We start from the raw sequence: 13,046 nt of genomic DNA on the forward strand, positions 1-13,046 counted from the left end.
TTCTCATGCTGTGGGTAAAGGCTTGGGGCCGGTGGGCGGCTGTCCATTTCCCCCCTTGACCTGCGCGGCTTTCCCACTCACCATCTCGCCATGAGTGTTCGGATCACGCTGGTGGCTGCCGCCCGCAGCTCCGCCCTGCTCGCCGAGCGCTTCGACGACGACCGGCCGCTCGACGAGGCCGGCTGGCACGAGGTGCAGCTCGCCGCGCATGCCCTGGTGCAGCTCAACGCCTCCGAGCTGCGGTACTGCTCGCCGACGGTCCGCAGCCGTGCGACGGCGCAGGCGCTCGGCTTCGCGCCCATGGCGCAGCCCGCCCTGCGCGACTGCGACATGGGCCGCTGGCGCGGATACACCCTCGCGGAGGTGACCGCAGTGGATCCGGGCGCCGTGGACGCGTGGCTCGGCGATCCGCGCTCCGCGCCGCACGGCGGTGAGTCGCTGCTCGCCTTCATCTCGCGGATAGGGGGTTGGCTGGACACCCGCCCGGCCGAGGACGGTGGCACGATCGTCGCCGTCGCCGAACCGTCGGTGGTCCGGGCGGCCCTGGTCTACGCCCTCCAGGCGCCGCCGACGTCGTACTGGAACGTGGAGGTGCGCTCGCTGTCGACGGTCACCCTGGCGGGCACCGCGGGCCGTTGGAGTCTGCGCCTCCAGACGGCGGCTTGAGCCCCGGGCGCGGATCGGCGATCTGGGGAAGCGCAGAACAGGCCGCAGGGCACGTCGCCCAGGACCCAGCCCGCAGGCTCCGGGCACCCAGGTTCGAGCCGCGCGCGACGGGCCGAGCAGGACAGGCCGCGCCACGACGGGCCGCCCAGCTCCGGTCGCCCGGACCCGAGTCGCGCGGGACAGCCGCTCGGACCCGAGTCGCGCAGGAGGGTCGCTCGGACCCGCGTCGCGCAGGACAGCCGCCCGGACCCGAGTGGCCCGGGCCAACCGGCCCCAAGCCGTCCGGGCCCGGTCGTTCTAGGCCGCCGTGCCCACCACGCGCTGCGGTGTGATCCGGATTTCGATGCGTACGACCTCCGGCGGCAGCTCCAGGTACTCCTCGCCGGCGCCCTTTCCCTCGTACGCCTCCGCCAGGAGGGCGGCCAGCCGGCGGCCGGTGTCCTCGGTGATCGTGGCGGTACCGCGAACTTCCAGGTACCGCAGCGGGTCCTCGCGGTCGTAGACAGTCAGGCTGACCCGCGGATCGGCCGCGATGTTCCGGTCCTTGACGCGGCCGGCCTGGGAGGAGACGACCAGGTCGTCACCGTCCCTGGCGACCCAGACGACCGAGGTCTGCGGGCTGCCGTCGGGCTGGACGGTGGCGAGCACCGCGGGGTTGGGGGCGTCGAGAATCGCGCGGGCGCTTGCGCTCAGGGAAGCGGACATGATCGTGAGCCTACTGATCACGGGCGCGGCGGCGAAGACCCGGCCGCGGCGAACCCGACGCACACGCCCAGCCGCGCTCAGGACCTCAACCGCCCGACACCGCCCGGAGATTGCGTTCCAGCAGCGCGCGTTCCCTCGCGTTCTCCGTACGGGCGATGGCCTTCTCGTATGCCGCCCGGGCCTCGTCGTCGCGGCCCAGCCGGTGCAGCAGATCGGCGCGGATCGCGTGGTGGAGCCGATGGCTGTCCAGATCCACGGCGTCGACGAGGGCCAGTGCCGTCTCCGGCCCCTCGACCTCGGCCACCGCGACCGCGCGGTTGAGGGAGACCACCGGGTTGGGGGCCAGGGCGAGCAACTGGTCGTAGAGCAGCACGATCTGCCGCCACTCGGTGGCGGCCGGGACGGGGGCGTCGCTGTGCACCGCCTGGATCGCGGCCTGGATCTGATACGGCCCCGGCCGGTCCCGCCGCAGACACTGGCGTACGAGCCCCTGGCCCTCGTCGATCAGGGCGCGGTCCCAGCTCTCCCGGTCCTGGTCGGCCAGCCGCACGAGATCCCCGGCCGGGGACGTCCGTGCCGGGCGGCGGGACTCGATGAGCAGCATCAGCGCGAGCAGTCCCTTGACCTCGGGCTCGTCCGGCATCAGCTCCGCCAGCAGCCGGCCCAGCCGGATCGCCTCGGCGCACAGGTCCTCGCGGACCAGTTGTTCGCCCGAACTGGCCGTGTATCCCTCGTTGAAGACGAGGTACACGACCGCCAGGACGGCCCTCAGCCGTTCCGGCAGGTCGGCGTCGCGCGGCACACGGTAGGGAATGCCCGCGTCCCGGATCTTGCCCTTGGCGCGCACCAGGCGCTGTGCCATGGCCGGTTCGGTGACGAGGAACGCCGAGGCGATCTCGGCCGTGGTCAGTCCGCCGAGCAGCCGCAGCGTCAGCGCGACCCGGGACGCCGGCGCGAGCGCCGGGTGGCAGCAGGTGAAGATCAGGCGCAGCCGGTCGTCGCGCACGGGACCCTCCTCGGCCGGTACGTCATGGGCGTGCAGCAGGGCCGCCTGGGCGTGCCGGTCCTGGCGCTGGGACTCCCGGCGCAGCCGGTCGATCGCGCGGTTGCGGGCCGTCGTGATGATCCACCCGGCCGGACTCGGCGGCAGCCCCGCGGTCGGCCAGCGCTGCGCCGCGGTGGCGAACGCGTCCTGGACCGCCTCCTCGGCGATGTCGATGTCGCCGAAGACCCGGGCCAGGACGGCGACCGCGCGCCCGTACTCCTCGCGGAAGTGGTGCTCGATCACCGCCACGGTCGCCGCGGGTCCGCGGGAGGTCACGAGTGTCGCTCCCGCTGAACTCCGCCCTGCCGAGGCACTAGGCACAGCTTCCGTGCTGGAGCGGACGGACCTCGATGGGAAGCGTGATCGCGCGGGCGAGCTTGCGGCCCCACTCCAGGGCGGCGTCGAGATCGGGGGCCTGGATGACCGTGAACCCGCCGATGTGCTCCTTGCCCTCGACGTACGGTCCGTCCGTCATGAGCAGGTCGTCGTCCTTCAGCCGTACCACCGTGGCGGTGCTCGGCGGGTACAGACCACCGGAGAAGACCCACGCCCCGGCTTCCCTGATCTCCGCGTTGACGGCTTCGAGGTCCCGCATGATCGGTTCCAGGATCTCGGGGCCGGGCGGCTCACCGTCGGGCTGGTAGATGCTGAGCAGGTACTGCTTCATGGTGTCTCTCCTCGGTGTGCGACGGGCCGGCCGCCCGCCTCTCACCCTCTACACGAACGGCCTTCCGCCGTTTCGACAGCTCACCCCGCCGGATCCGGGATCTTTTTCGCCCGACGGTGGGCGGCCACCCGTTCACGGGTCGCGCACCGCCGCGAGCAGTAGCGGCGTGCCGGGCCGCTTCCCTGGGTGAGGAAGACGTTGCCGCAGGTGGGGGAGTCGCACACACCGCCGGGCGGACGCTGCCGGTCCCAGACGAGGACGGTCAGGGCGAGACAGGACGACGCCAGCAGCCACTCGCCCCAGGGGCCGTCGTCGTCGCGGTCCAGATGCGGATGCCAGGGGGAGCGGCCGCCGTGCGAGGTGAGACGCGGCGCCCCGGTGCTCAGGGAGAGCAGACGGTTGAGGCGGGCCGCGGCCTCGTCGGTCCCGCCGGCGGCGAAGACCTCTCGCACCTGAAGGGCGGCCATGCGCATCTCCGTGACATCGCTCTCGGAGAGCTCCACCGCGTCACCCTCGCCGTGCGCGCGCAGCACCGCGGACACGGACTGTGGTGAAACCCCCTCGTGCGACAGGGCGTTGACGAGGGCAGCGGTCCGCAGGGCGACGGCCTGCACCGAATGCCGGGCCGACCAGTCGCTGTTCGATGGCTCCACCCCTCAAATGTAACGCACCTGGCGCAGGATTGAGTTACCTGCGTAACGTCCGGCACATGCGAAAGCGTTACGCACTGTGGACGTACGCGGCGGGAGCGGCGGCGGCCCGCACCGGCGACGAGATGTCCGGCCCCGCTCTGCTGCTCGCCGGTCTCGCGGTCACGGGATCGGCGGCGTCGGCCGCGTCGCTGTTGGCGGGCATCACCATCGCGGCCGCGGTGGGCGGCCCGGTGCTCGGCGTGCTGCTGGACAGATCCGCCCGCCCCGGCCGCCTGTTGGCGGCGGCTCTCGCCGGGTACGCCACGGCCCTCGCGGTCATCGGGCTGTGCCTCGGCACGCTGCCCATCGCCCTGACCGTGCTGATCGCGGCCGGCGCCGGGCTGCTGGGCCCCGCACTCGGCGGCGGCTGGACCTCTCAACTGCCGCGCGTCGTCGCCGGGGACGGCCTGCCCCGGGCGAACGCACTCGACGCGATGACCTTCGACGCCGCGGGCCTGCTCGGGCCTGCCCTGGCCGGTGCGGTGGCCCACGCGGCCGGTGCACGTCCCGGAGTGGTGGCGTCCGCCGTACTGATCTGTCTGGCGCTGCCCGCGGCCCTCGTCCTGCCCGCAGGCCGTCGCCCGGACCGCGCACCGACGACCACCACCGACCTGGCCGCCGACCTCGCCGCCGGTTTCCGGGTGATCGCCCGCAGCCGGCCGCTGGCGCGAGCCACGGCGACCTCGGTGATGTCCTGCGCGGGCGCGGGGATGCTGGTGGCCTGCGCCCCGCTGCTCGGGGAGCGGGCATTCGGCGGGGCCGGCCAGGGGGCGTTCCTGCTGTCGGGTCTCGCCTTCTCGGCTCTCGCGGCGAACGCGCTGCTCGCCCGCAGGCCCGATCGGCTGCGAGCCGACACGGTCCTTGTCGGGAGCACCGTGGTCCTGGCCGTCGCCCTGGTGCTTGCGGCGACATGCCGTCCCGCATGCGTCGTGGCCGCTGTCGCCCTGGCAGGCATCGGCGAAGGCCCCCAGCTGACCGCCCTGTTCGCGATACGTCACCGCGAGGCACCCGAGCGGCTGCGCGGACAGATCTTCACCACGGGGGCGAGCCTCAAGCTCTCCGGCTTCGCCGTCGGGGCGGCGCTTGCGGGGCCCCTCGCCACCCGGTCGCTCACCGGTGCGCTGCTCGCGGCGGCGGGCGTCCAGCTCCTCGCGGGGGCCGCCTTTGCCGGGTGGCCCGGCGCGGCTCGCATACCCGTCCGTCCCTGACGGCCAGGTCTGCTGCCGGGCGGGCCCGGTCCCTGCCCTCCGGCACGGACCGGGCCCCGCGGCCGCCGACTACCAGGTGGCTCCCGCGGGCTGACGAGTCGTCACATTGAGCCGGTTGAAGAGATTGGTCACACCGATCATGAGGATGATCGACGCGAGCTGCTTCTCGTCGAAGTGGTCGGCGGCCGCGTCCCAGATCGCGTCCGGCACCGCGTCGGACGTGTCGCTGATCCGCGTCACGGCCTCGGTCAGAGCCAGCGCCGCCCGCTCGTCGTCGCTGAAGAACGGCGCCTCCCGCCAGGCCGCCACGGCATGCAGCCGCTCGTCGGTCTCGCCGTTCTTCCTGGCACTCGCCGCACCGCCGACCACGCAGTAGCTGCACCCGTTGATCTGGCTGGCCCGCTGGTGGACGAGGTCGAGCGTGGTCTGCGGAACGCCGCCCTGCCTGGCGGCGCCGAGCAGATCGAGCATCGCGGGCATCGCGGAGGGGATGACCTGGGCCGGGTTCTTCATACGTGCCTGCATCGTCGTTCTCCTCAGTAGGTGTCGTCACCGCACTGACGGATTCCGGCGTACTGATGTGACCGGTCGGGGCAGGAAACTTTCCGTGGTCGGAGAACGGGCTGCGGGCGCGGAGGCAACCGCAGGTCAGCGCGCGGTGGACGCGTCGGGGTCGGACGGTGTGTCCCGCCTCTTGCGCGTGACCAGTACGAGCCCCGCGCCGGTGAGCACGGCGGCGGCGGCGACGGCGCCGAGCCCCGCGAGAGCCAGTGAGCGGGATCCCGTGTCGGCCAGCGCGGGCTTCCCGGCCGAGTCGGACGACGACGCCGACGCGGCGGACGCCGAGGAGCCGGCCGCGTCACGGATGAGGTCGGCGACCGTACCGGGGTGGGAGATCATCGCCACGTGGGAGGAGTCGATCTCGACCGTGTGCGAACCGGCGCGTTCGGCCTCGAACCGCTCCAGGTCGGGGGCGATGCTCTTGTCCTGCTTGGCGACCAGGGCCCACGACGGAATGGTCCGCCAGGCCGCGGCGGGGGCCTTGTCCGTGAACGCCGAAGCGGCGATGGGGCGTTGGGCCGCCGCCATCACCGCGGTGGTCTTCGCCGGGAGATCGGCCGCGAACACCTCGTGGAACTTGGCGGGCTGGATGTACAGGTCGGTGCCCTTGCCGCTCGCCGTCTCGAACGGCGTCGGACTCAGCGCGGGATTGAGCTCGCTGCCCGGGAACTTGGCGGCCAGCTGTCCGAGGACCTCGCCCTTGTCCGGCATGAAGGCGGAGACATAGACCAGCGACTTCACGTTCGGGTTGCCGGCGGCCGCGCTGCTGATCACCGCGCCGCCGTAGGAGTGGCCGGCGAGCACGATCGGGCCCTTGATGTTCTTCAGGACACTGGCGATGTAGGTGGAGTCGTCGGCGAGCCCGCGCAGGGGATTGGGCGGGGCGAGGACGGTGTAGCCGTCCGCCTGGAGACGTTCGATGACCCCGTTCCAGCCGGAGGCGTCGGCGAAGGCGCCGTGCACCAGGACCACGGTGGGTTTGGCGCCCGCGCCCGTGTCACCGCCCGTCGTCCCGGCGGGGCCCGAGTCGGCGGAAGCCGGCACCGCGACGGTGCAGAGCGCCACGGTCAGTGCGGCCGCGGAGACATGCGTGAAGCGCCGGCGTATGAGGTCGGCGGTGGAAGGCATGGTCATGCTGTTCCCTCTTCTGCGGGGCGGGTTGGGGTTCCATCAGCGTTTCCGAGCACGGCCGACGCGGCGCGGCCCGCGAGGCAAGCGGGTGAAGAGGGCCGCCCGTCCGGGTGACGCCCTCGGCACATCCGCCACCCGTGGGTAGCGGGGCGCCGTCGGCAGCCCTGTGGGTGCCGCCGATCGGGTGGTCTCTGACGGCCCCCATCAGGGCGCGGGGGCCTGTGCCCGAGCGGGTCGGCGCGGGCAACAGGGCCTAGTCGGCGGGGTTGGCGGCCCGGTGGGAAGGGAACCGCGCCGCCGCGGACACCGCCCGGCCCGTCGATGTCATGGAGGTGGGCAGGACGTAAGCCCGCTAGATTGCGCTTCGTGCGCCTTTGAGGAAATTTGCGGCCTGCTCAGGGGGTGCGGTCTGTGCATGGTGAAGGCTGCCGATTGAGTGGGAGTTCGTGTGGCTTCAGGGTCCGGGCCTGAGCTCGAAGTGCTGTCCAAGGACGACGACGCGTACGAGGACGAACTGCCGCTGCGGCGCAAGCAGCCCGGCAGAGTGGTCGTGACGTGGCTGACCACCACCGACCACAAGACCATCGGCACGCTCTACCTGACCACGTCGTTCGTGTTCTTCCTGATCGGCGGGGTGCTGGCGCTCTTCATGCGCGCCGAGCTGGCCCGGCCGGGCACGCAGATCATGTCGAACGAGCAGTTCAACCAGGCGTTCACGATGCACGGCACGATCATGCTGCTGATGTTCGCGACGCCGCTGTTCGCCGGTTTCACGAACTGGATCATGCCGTTGCAGATCGGCGCGCCCGACGTGGCGTTCCCGCGGCTGAACATGTTCGCGTACTGGCTGTATCTCTTCGGCTCGTCGATCGCGGTGGGCGGATTCCTCACGCCGAACGGTGCCGCCGACTTCGGCTGGTTCGCCTACTCCCCGCTGTCGGACGCGGTCCGCTCGCCGGGTATCGGCGCCGATCTCTGGATCATGGGTCTGGCCTTCTCCGGCTTCGGCACGATCCTCGGCGCGGTCAACTTCATCACCACGATCATCTGTATGCGCGCACCCGGCATGACGATGTTCCGGATGCCGATCTTCACCTGGAACGTGCTGCTGACCGCTGTCCTCGTGCTGTTCGCCTTCCCGGTTCTCGCCGCCGCGCTCTTCGCGCTGGAGGCGGACCGCAAGTTCGGCGCCCATGTCTTCGATTCGTCCAACGGCGGAGCACTGCTGTGGCAACACCTCTTCTGGTTCTTCGGCCACCCAGAGGTGTACATCATCGCCCTGCCGTTCTTCGGCATCGTGACGGAGATCATTCCGGTCTTCAGCCGCAAGCCGATCTTCGGCTACATCGGTCTCGTCGGTGCGACGATCGCGATCGCCGGTCTGTCGGTGACGGTCTGGGCGCACCACATGTACGTGACAGGCGGGGTACTCCTACCGTTCTTCTCGTTCATGACGTTCCTGATCGCGGTGCCGACCGGTGTGAAGTTCTTCAACTGGATCGGCACGATGTGGAAGGGCTCACTGTCCTTCGAGACGCCGATGCTGTGGACGATCGGGTTTCTCGTGACCTTCCTGTTCGGTGGTCTGACGGGCGTCATCCTGGCCTCGCCGCCGATGGACTTCCACGTCTCCGACTCGTACTTCGTCGTGGCGCACTTCCACTACGTCGTGTTCGGCACCGTGGTGTTCGCGATGTTCGCCGGGTTCCACTTCTGGTGGCCGAAGTTCACGGGCAAGATGCTGGACGAGCGGCTCGGGAAGATGACCTTCTGGACGCTGTTCCTCGGCTTCCACGGCACGTTCCTGGTGCAGCACTGGCTGGGCGCGGAGGGGATGCCGCGGCGGTACGCGGACTACCTCGCCGTCGACGGCTTCACCGGGCTGAACACCTTCTCCACGATCAGCTCGTTCGTCCTGGGCCTGTCGATCTTCCCCTTCCTCTACAACGTCTGGAAGACCGCCAAGTACGGCAGGAAGATCCACGTCGACGACCCGTGGGGCTACGGCCGCTCGCTGGAGTGGGCCACGTCCTGCCCGCCGCCCCGGCACAACTTCATCACCCTGCCGCGGATCCGCTCGGAATCCCCGGCCTTCGACCTCCACCACCCCGAAGTCGCCAGTCTCGATCCCGCACACGCCGAGGGCCGCCGGGATGTCATCGAGCCCGGGGAGGGCGTGGCGTCGCCGCTGGGAGACGACGACGGGAACGACAAGGGCCGGTCGTGACCGGCGGGCCGTCGCGGCAGCAGCAGCCGTCGCTCGACATCGATGCCGGCATCTCGCAGGTGGAGGGCTATCTCCTGGCCCAGAGCCGGCTGCGGGAAGCCGCGGTGTCGGCCGAGATGTTCGCCGGACGTATGCCGTGGCTGACCACCGCCCAGTACGACGAGGTCGTGCGCCTGTACGCCGAGGAACACATCGCGGTGTCCCGGAAGGCGCTGGAAGCGATCACGGCGCGCGCCGGTGAGCTCCGCACGGAGTACAGCGGGCGGTACGACGCCCTGCGGCAGCGTCTGCTGTGCCGGGTGGTCGCCGCGCTCATCGGCCTGGTGGTCGTGTGGCTGTGCGTGGTGCTGCTGACCGTCCGTGGCTGAGGAGTTCGCGGTAGCGGCGAGGAGGGTCAGGGAGTCGGGCTAGGAACGGCGGCGCGGCTTGCCGCGCTTGCTGCCCTTCGCGCCGCCTTTGGCACCGCCGGAACCGCTCCGCGGGCCCCTGCCCGTAGACGCGCCGCCGCCCGACTTGGCCGCGGGCTTGCGTCGTGCGCCTCCCGCTTCGGGGCGCTTGCTCTTCGGCTCAGGCTGCGACTGAGTACGACCGCGGGAGCTGTTGACCGTCCGCCCGCGCACGATTCCGATGAAGTCCTCCACCAGATCGGTGGTCCGGTCCTCCGGCCACGACAGCGCGATGCGCGACTCGGCGGTGCCGGACACCGGTCGGTAGGTGAGGTCCTTGCGGTGGTGCAGGCGGGCCAGTGACTGGGGTACGACGAGCAGCCCCACTCCGGCCGCCACCAGCTCGATGGCGTCCGCCGTCGTCGCGGGCCGTTCGTACGCGGGCCGGCCGGGCGGCTGCTCCCAGTCGAGGGTGTCGTCGAGGGGGTGCAGCACGATCTCGTCGGCCAGATCCTCGGAGGACACCTCGTCGACCGCTGCCACGACGTGGTCCTTCGGGACCACGACCACGGTCGTCTCGGTGTAGAGGGGGATCGCGCTGAGGTCCGCTCCGTCGACCGGCAGCCGCACGAACCCGGCGTCCGCGCCGCCGTCGCGCAACACGTCGAAGACCTCGGCGGGGGAGACCGCGACGAGAGTCAGGGGGACGTCTGGCAGCCGCTCGTTCCAGATCCGCACCCACTTCGTGGGCGTCACTCCCGGGACATACGCCAGCCGGAACGAAGGGGATGCTTCCGAGCCTGTCACCGGGCCAGGCTACCGGTCGTGGTCGGAGGGGGCGCACACGCTCGATACCCTTGACACCATGACGTCGCACCAGACCACCCAGACGATGAAGCCCGCGACCGCGGCGAAGAAGCTGGGTGTGTACCTCGAGGCCACCCCCACCGAGTTCCAGGAGGGTGTCGTCTCACGCACCGAGCTGAACGCCCTCCAGGCAGACCCGCCCGAGTGGCTGCAGGAGCTGCGACGCAACGGCCCGCACCCCCGTCCGGTGGTCGCGGCGAAGCTCGGCGTCTCCATCGCGGGCCTCGCCCGCGGCGGAGTGACCGACGCGCTCACCACGGAGCAGATCGACGCGCTGAAGGAGGACCTGCCCGAGTGGCTGCAGAAGGAACGCGCCACCCAGGCCGAGGTCCGCAAGGAAGCGGTGCGCATCAAGGAGAAGAACGCGGAGCGGGCCGATCAGCCTCGCGGTCCGCGTTCCTGACCTTCTCCGCGCTCGGGCGATCGCCGGTCACACGGACCGGCGAGAGGCGCTGAGCCAGTCCTTGTAGTGGGTGGCGGCCAGGCGGGCGCCGGGCCCCGGGACAAGCACGCCGTCGTCGGTGGCGGCGAACATGCCCGCCTCGTCGTCGGTGACGACGGTGCGCCCGTCCTGCCGGTCCGCCAGCGTGAGACGGCCGAGCTCGTCCAGCGTGAAGACATCCGGACCCGCGACATCGACCGAGCCGCCGAGCGGCGGGGCCATGGCGACGTCGGCGAGGGCGTCGACGACGTCTGCCGCGGCGATGGGCTGGATACGGGTGGACGGCAGCCGGACCGTTCGGTCGTCGGAGGTCCACGACATGACCGCGTTCATGAACTCGAAGAACTGCGTCGCGCGGACGATCGAGTACGCCGTGGGCCCCTGCCGCAGCAGCTCCTCCTGAAGCGTCTTCGCCCGGTAGTAGTCCAGCTGCGGCACCAGGTCGACGCCCACGATGGACAGGATCACCTGGTGACCGACGCCCGCGCGCTCGCCCGCGGCCAGCAGATTCCCCATGGTGGTGCGGAAGAAGTCCGGTGAGGCTTCGTCGAACGTGGGCGAGTTCGTCACGTTGACGACCGTGTCCGCGCCCGCGAGCGCCTGGTCGAGACCCTCGCCGGTGAGCAGGTCGACGCCGGTCGACAGTGACGCGGGGGTCACCTCGTGTCCGGCGTCGCAGAGCCTGGAGATGAGCTGCGAGCCGATCAGCCCGGTGGCTCCGATGACGGTGATCTTCATGATCGTGTCCTTCCGTGAACAGGGTTCACTGTCCGCGCAAACTCGGATATCTGTTGTCCGGGATACTACTCGGATAGTCTTTGTCCGAGTCAACTGGAGGGTGCATGAAACTGTCCGGCGGCGTGGAGTGGGCGCTGCACTGCTGCGTGGTGCTGACCGCGGCGACCGAGCCGGTCCCGGCGGCGCGTCTGGCGGAGCTGCACGATGTCTCGCCCAGCTATCTGGCGAAGCAGATGCAGGCCCTGTCCCGGGCGGGTCTGGTGAAGTCCGTCCAGGGCAAGACGGGTGGATACGTCCTGACCAGGGCCGCCGGCGAGATCTCGCTCCTGGATGTGGTGCAGGCGGTCGACGGGGCGAACCCGGCGTTCGTGTGCACGGAGATCCGTCAGCGGGGTCCGTTCGGGACGCCGCCCGAGGAGTGCGCGAAGGCGTGTCCCATCGCCCGCGCGATGGGTGCGGCGGATGCCGCCTGGCGGGCGTCGCTGGCGAGTGTTTCGGTGGCCGATCTCGCGGGCTCGGTCGAGCAGGACAGCGGGCCCGAAGCGCTACCGACGATCGGGGCGTGGCTGAACGCTGACAGGGGTGCCGACAGCTGAGGGGCAGCGGCTGATCACTCAAAACCTTTGCATAAAGCTGCGGTGCTACGTATAGTCATGCCATCGACGAGGAGGACCCGATGGCAGTACGCGCAGCAGTGGCCGGAGCGAGTGGATACGCGGGTGGGGAACTGCTGCGTCTCCTCATCGCCCACCCCGACGTCGAGATCGGCGCGCTCACCGGGCACTCCAACGCAGGTCAGAAGCTCGGCGGACTCCAGCCCCATCTGCTGCCGCTCGCCGGGCGGGTGCTGGAGCCCACCACCGCCGACGTGCTCGACGGGCACGACGTCGTCTTTCTCGCCCTCCCGCACGGGCAGTCCGCCGAGGTCGCCGAGCAGCTCGGGGACGATGTCCTCGTCATCGACATGGGCGCCGACTTCCGGCTGCACAGCGCCGCCGACTGGGAGAAGTTCTACGGCTCACCGCACGCGGGGACCTGGCCCTATGGGCTGCCCGAGCTGCCGGGGGCCCGTACCGCGCTCGCCGGTGCCCGGAGGATCGCGGTGCCCGGGTGTTATCCCACAGCCGTGTCGCTCGCGCTGTTCCCCGCGTACGCCGCGGGCCTTGCCGAGCCCGAGGCCGTGATCACCGCGGCGTCCGGTACCTCCGGCGCCGGCAAGTCGCCCAAGGCGCATCTGCTGGGCTCCGAGGTGATGGGCTCCATGAGCCCGTACGGCGTCGGCGGCGGACACCGGCACACGCCCGAGATGATCCAGAACCTCAGCGCGGCCGCGGGAGAGCCGGTCACCGTGTCCTTCACGCCCACCCTGGCGCCGATGTCCCGCGGCATCCTCGCCACCTGCTCCGCCAAGGCGAAGCCGGGCACCACGGCCCATGACGTACGGACCGCCTACGAGAAGGCCCTGGCGGACGAGCCCTTCGTCCACCTCCTGCCGGAGGGGCAGTGGCCCGCCACCGCGTCCGTGTACGGCTCCAACGCCGTCCAGATCCAGGTCGCGTACGACGAGGCCGCCGGCCGTCTCATCGCGATCAGCGCCATCGACAACCTCACCAAGGGCACCGCCGGCGGTGCGGTGCAGAGCATGAACATCGCCCTCGGGCTTCCCGAGGACACCGGTCTTTCCCTGACGGGAGTCGCTCCGTGAGCGGCG

The 13,046-nt window shown here is 70.9% G+C and carries 15 protein-coding genes; 7 read left to right on the forward strand and 8 right to left on the reverse strand.

The window, feature by feature from the left end; genetic code table 11:
• Positions 1-90 precede the first annotated feature (90 nt).
• Positions 91-666, forward strand: coding sequence for a histidine phosphatase family protein (locus ACFWU3_RS17470; RefSeq protein WP_384437680.1), 576 nt, complete (start codon positions 91-93; stop codon positions 664-666).
• Positions 667-963: 297 nt separating this feature from the next.
• Here ACFWU3_RS17470 and ACFWU3_RS17475 read toward each other — a convergent pair whose 3' ends face one another.
• From ACFWU3_RS17475 to ACFWU3_RS17490, 4 genes are all read right to left on the reverse strand, one after another.
• Entirely contained in the window at positions 964-1,371 is a 408-nt protein-coding gene (locus tag ACFWU3_RS17475; protein WP_384437683.1) for a PPOX class F420-dependent oxidoreductase, read from the reverse strand.
• A gap of 85 nt (positions 1,372-1,456) precedes the next feature.
• Positions 1,457-2,692 carry an RNA polymerase sigma factor gene (locus tag ACFWU3_RS17480; RefSeq protein ID WP_384437686.1) on the reverse strand — a complete coding sequence of 412 codons (1,236 nt, stop codon included), beginning with the start codon at positions 2,690-2,692 and terminating at the stop codon, positions 1,457-1,459.
• Positions 2,693-2,729: 37 nt separating this feature from the next.
• Entirely contained in the window at positions 2,730-3,083 is a 354-nt protein-coding gene (locus tag ACFWU3_RS17485) for a YciI family protein (RefSeq protein WP_327685145.1), read from the reverse strand.
• A gap of 80 nt (positions 3,084-3,163) precedes the next feature.
• Positions 3,164-3,736 (reverse strand): CGNR zinc finger domain-containing protein, encoded by a 573-nt coding sequence (locus ACFWU3_RS17490; protein WP_384437689.1) that lies wholly within the window; start codon positions 3,734-3,736, stop codon positions 3,164-3,166.
• 56 nt (positions 3,737-3,792) lie between these two features.
• On the opposite strand from ACFWU3_RS17490, the gene ACFWU3_RS17495 reads away from it, so the two are divergent.
• A complete protein-coding gene (locus ACFWU3_RS17495; RefSeq protein ID WP_384437692.1) occupies positions 3,793-4,983 on the forward strand; it encodes an MFS transporter in 1,191 nt (396 codons plus the stop codon).
• 69 nt (positions 4,984-5,052) lie between these two features.
• Here ACFWU3_RS17495 and ACFWU3_RS17500 read toward each other — a convergent pair whose 3' ends face one another.
• Positions 5,053-5,508, reverse strand: a complete 456-nt coding sequence (locus tag ACFWU3_RS17500; protein WP_384437695.1) for a carboxymuconolactone decarboxylase family protein — start codon at positions 5,506-5,508, stop codon at positions 5,053-5,055.
• Between the two features lie 123 nt (positions 5,509-5,631).
• Positions 5,632-6,678 carry an alpha/beta fold hydrolase gene (locus tag ACFWU3_RS17505; RefSeq protein WP_384437698.1) on the reverse strand — a complete coding sequence of 349 codons (1,047 nt, stop codon included), beginning with the start codon at positions 6,676-6,678 and terminating at the stop codon, positions 5,632-5,634.
• A 475-nt stretch (positions 6,679-7,153) separates the two neighbouring features.
• Between ACFWU3_RS17505 and ctaD the strand changes: the two genes are divergently transcribed.
• Both ctaD and ACFWU3_RS17515 read left to right on the forward strand, forming a co-directional pair.
• Entirely contained in the window at positions 7,154-8,902 is a 1,749-nt protein-coding gene (ctaD, locus tag ACFWU3_RS17510) for a cytochrome c oxidase subunit I (RefSeq protein ID WP_384437792.1), read from the forward strand.
• Positions 8,899-9,270: a hypothetical protein gene (locus ACFWU3_RS17515; protein ID WP_384437701.1), complete on the forward strand. Its 372-nt coding sequence runs from the start codon at positions 8,899-8,901 to the stop codon at positions 9,268-9,270. Before ctaD ends, ACFWU3_RS17515 begins: the two co-directional genes overlap by 4 nt.
• A 39-nt stretch (positions 9,271-9,309) precedes the next feature.
• Here the strand turns inward: ACFWU3_RS17515 and ACFWU3_RS17520 are convergent, their stop codons facing one another.
• Entirely contained in the window at positions 9,310-10,095 is a 786-nt protein-coding gene (locus ACFWU3_RS17520) for a LysR substrate-binding domain-containing protein (RefSeq protein ID WP_384437704.1), read from the reverse strand.
• Between the two features lie 58 nt (positions 10,096-10,153).
• Here ACFWU3_RS17520 and ACFWU3_RS17525 point away from each other — a divergent pair, with 58 nt between their 5' ends.
• Positions 10,154-10,558: a DUF5997 family protein gene (locus ACFWU3_RS17525; RefSeq protein ID WP_384437707.1), complete on the forward strand. Its 405-nt coding sequence runs from the start codon at positions 10,154-10,156 to the stop codon at positions 10,556-10,558.
• 27 nt (positions 10,559-10,585) lie between these two features.
• Here ACFWU3_RS17525 and ACFWU3_RS17530 read toward each other — a convergent pair whose 3' ends face one another.
• Positions 10,586-11,335, reverse strand: coding sequence for an SDR family oxidoreductase (locus tag ACFWU3_RS17530; RefSeq protein ID WP_384437709.1), 750 nt, complete (start codon positions 11,333-11,335; stop codon positions 10,586-10,588).
• A 104-nt stretch (positions 11,336-11,439) separates the two neighbouring features.
• Between ACFWU3_RS17530 and ACFWU3_RS17535 the strand changes: the two genes are divergently transcribed.
• Together ACFWU3_RS17535 and argC are read left to right on the forward strand one after the other, a co-directional pair.
• Positions 11,440-11,931, forward strand: coding sequence for an RrF2 family transcriptional regulator (locus ACFWU3_RS17535; protein ID WP_384437712.1), 492 nt, complete (start codon positions 11,440-11,442; stop codon positions 11,929-11,931).
• An 80-nt stretch (positions 11,932-12,011) separates the two neighbouring features.
• Complete coding sequence (gene argC / locus ACFWU3_RS17540; RefSeq protein ID WP_384437715.1) at positions 12,012-13,040, forward strand: N-acetyl-gamma-glutamyl-phosphate reductase; 1,029 nt, start codon at positions 12,012-12,014, stop codon at positions 13,038-13,040.
• Positions 13,041-13,046 lie beyond the last annotated feature (6 nt).

The sequence above is a fragment of the Streptomyces sp. NPDC058685 genome (assembly GCF_042714725.1).
Lineage (GTDB): Bacteria > Actinomycetota > Actinomycetes > Streptomycetales > Streptomycetaceae > Streptomyces.

Coding starts and splice junctions, on each gene's coding strand:
- ACFWU3_RS17470 (WP_384437680.1), top strand. CDS start 91: ATGAGTGTTCGGATCACGCTGGTGGCTGCCGCCCGCAGCTCCGCCCTG.
- ACFWU3_RS17475 (WP_384437683.1), bottom strand. CDS start 1,371: ATGTCCGCTTCCCTGAGCGCAAGCGCCCGCGCGATTCTCGACGCCCCC.
- ACFWU3_RS17485 (WP_327685145.1), bottom strand. CDS start 3,083: ATGAAGCAGTACCTGCTCAGCATCTACCAGCCCGACGGTGAGCCGCCC.
- ACFWU3_RS17495 (WP_384437692.1), top strand. CDS start 3,793: ATGCGAAAGCGTTACGCACTGTGGACGTACGCGGCGGGAGCGGCGGCG.
- ACFWU3_RS17500 (WP_384437695.1), bottom strand. CDS start 5,508: ATGCAGGCACGTATGAAGAACCCGGCCCAGGTCATCCCCTCCGCGATG.
- ACFWU3_RS17505 (WP_384437698.1), bottom strand. CDS start 6,678: ATGACCATGCCTTCCACCGCCGACCTCATACGCCGGCGCTTCACGCAT.
- ACFWU3_RS17525 (WP_384437707.1), top strand. CDS start 10,154: ATGACGTCGCACCAGACCACCCAGACGATGAAGCCCGCGACCGCGGCG.
- ACFWU3_RS17530 (WP_384437709.1), bottom strand. CDS start 11,335: ATGAAGATCACCGTCATCGGAGCCACCGGGCTGATCGGCTCGCAGCTC.
- ACFWU3_RS17535 (WP_384437712.1), top strand. CDS start 11,440: ATGAAACTGTCCGGCGGCGTGGAGTGGGCGCTGCACTGCTGCGTGGTG.
- argC (WP_384437715.1), top strand. CDS start 12,012: ATGGCAGTACGCGCAGCAGTGGCCGGAGCGAGTGGATACGCGGGTGGG.